This window comes from Actinomycetospora sp. (genome assembly GCF_055612215.1).
On the sequence record NZ_JBVPVA010000062.1, the window covers coordinates 1 to 2,230 of the forward strand.

The 2,230-nt window shown below is 75.1% G+C and carries 2 protein-coding genes; both read right to left on the reverse strand.

Annotation, left to right across the window (positions count from 1 at the left end):
- Positions 1-310 (reverse strand): response regulator (locus AC0CYZ_RS01350; RefSeq protein ID WP_472211412.1); only part of this gene is annotated, 310 nt, incomplete at its 3' end.
- Positions 307-1,950: a GAF domain-containing sensor histidine kinase gene (locus AC0CYZ_RS01355; RefSeq protein WP_472211415.1), complete on the reverse strand. Its 1,644-nt coding sequence runs from the start codon at positions 1,948-1,950 to the stop codon at positions 307-309. The genes AC0CYZ_RS01355 and AC0CYZ_RS01350, both read right to left, overlap by 4 nt.
- Positions 1,951-2,230: the final 280 nt, after the last annotated feature.

Consider the following 2,230-nt stretch of genomic DNA (forward strand, 5'->3'; position numbering starts at 1 on the left):
TGATGACGTACCCGCTGGCGCCGGCGAGGACGGCGTCGAACATGGCCTGCTCGTCGGTGTAGGAGGTCAGCATCAGGCACCGCAGCTCGGGCATCCGCGACCGCAGCTCCCGGCACAGCTCCACCCCGGTGCCGTCGGGGAGCCGCACGTCCAGCACCGCGACCTCGGGGTTCAGCGCGGGGACACGGGCCAGTGCCTCGGCGACGCTGCCGGCGTCGCCGATGACCTCGAGGTCCTCGTGGGCACCGAGGAGGTCGGCCACCCCGCGGCGGACCACCTCGTGGTCGTCGACCAGGAACACCGTCGTCATCGTTCGTCCGCCTCCGTGCTCGGGGATCGGCGGCCGCCGGCCGCGTCGGGGGCTTCGGTGGTCCCGAGTGGGACCCACCACGTCAACCGGGTGCCGGGCCCGACCGGGCGTCGTGCGACACGGGCGTCGCCGCCCGCGGCTCGGGCGCGGGCCGCGAGGTTGGCCAGTCCGCTACGGGCGACCGTCCCGGGGATGCCGCTCCCGTCGTCGACGACCTCGACCGCGAGGGTCGAGTCGACCGACACGGTGACCGTGACCTGGGTCGGGGCGGCGTGGCGGAGCGCGTTGCTGACGCCTTCGCGCACCACCGCCTCGACGGCGACCGCGAGGTCCTCGGGCACCTGCTCGACGTCACCGGACACCCGCACCACCGGCCTGACGCCGGAGTCCGCCGACATCTCGTCGGCGGCGGCCATGACGCGTGCCGCGAGCCGACTGCCGCCGCGGGCCGTGTGCAGATCGAAGATCGAGGTGCGGATGTCGCGGATGATCGCGTCGATGTGGTCCACCGCCTCGTCCACGCGGCGCGCGGCGTCGGAGACGGGCAGCCGAGCGTGCGCGGCCTGCAGCCCGAGCCCGAGCGCAAACAGGCGCTGCAGCACGTGGTCGTGCAGATCGGCGGCGATGCGTTCGCGATCGGAGACGACGTCGAGCTCGCGGCGCGCCCGCTGCGACTCCGCGTGGCGCAGCACCAGGGCGGCCTGGTCGGCGAAGGAGGCCAGGATCGACAGGCCGTCGTCACCGGCCGACGCCGCCCACCCGTCCACGCCCGCCACGATGAGCACACCGCTCATCTCCGCGCCGCCACGCATCGGCACGGCGAGCCCGCGACCCTCCCCACCGGCCTGCGGGAGCAGGACGAGCTCCTCGACGACCTGGGGTGTACCGGTGTGCCCGACGGTGCCGAGCACCGTGCCCCGCACCGGCAGCCGGCTCCCCGCCGGATACCGCCCGTCGAGTCCGACGGACACCGTCACCCGCACCGGTTGCTCGTCGTCCGGCGACGTCCGGGGATGGGTGGTGATCAGGGCACCGGAGGCGCCCATGAGTTCGGCGGCGCGCTGGGCGACCAGCACGAGCGCCTCCTCCGGGTCCGCCCCGGCGAGCAGCGTCGTCGTGATCTCCCCGGACGCCTCCAGCCAGCGCTGCCGCAGCCGGGTCTCGGCGACCAGCCGCTGGGTGGCGTCGTGCAGCCGCGCGTTCTCCACGGCGATCCCGGCGGCGGCGGCGAGGACGCTCGTCACGTCCTCGTCGTCGCCGGTGAAGGGTCCGACCCGCTTGTCGGTGAGGTAGAGGTTGCCGAGGACCCGGCCCCGCACCCGCACCGGGACGCCGAGGAACGACCCCATCGGCGGGTGACCGGCCGGGACCCCCACGGAGGCGGGGTGCTCGCGGAGGTCCTCCAGGCGCAGCGGCACCGGATGACGGATCAGCTCCCCGAGCAGCCCGCGACCGGTCGGCAGGGGTCCCAGCGCGGCCCGGCCCGCGTCGTCGAGCCCCACGGTGACGAAGCGGGCGAGCCCGCTGCCCTCCTCGTCGAGCAGGCCGAGGGCGCCGTAGCGGGCGTCGACGAGGTCGACCGCCTCGTGGACGACCCGCGCCAGCGTCTCCTCGAGGTCCAGCCCGTCCGTCACGGCCATCATCGACTGCAGCAGCCGGTCCGCCCGGAGTGCAGCGGTCGGCTCCAAAGCCCTGGTGGACCCGACGGCCCGGTCGAGCCGGGGCCCGCGTGTCGCCTCCCGGATGGTCGCCCCCCGCGTCGTCGAGAACCGTCGGGCACGCACCCGATGGCCCGATCGTGGGGGAACCGTGATCGAAGCGCCAGGGTCGAAGGTCCCGCACGATCGCCCCACTGCCACCCGCCACACGCCCCCCGGTGCTCCCCGGCTGACGCGTGCGGTGGACGAGGCCCCCACCTGC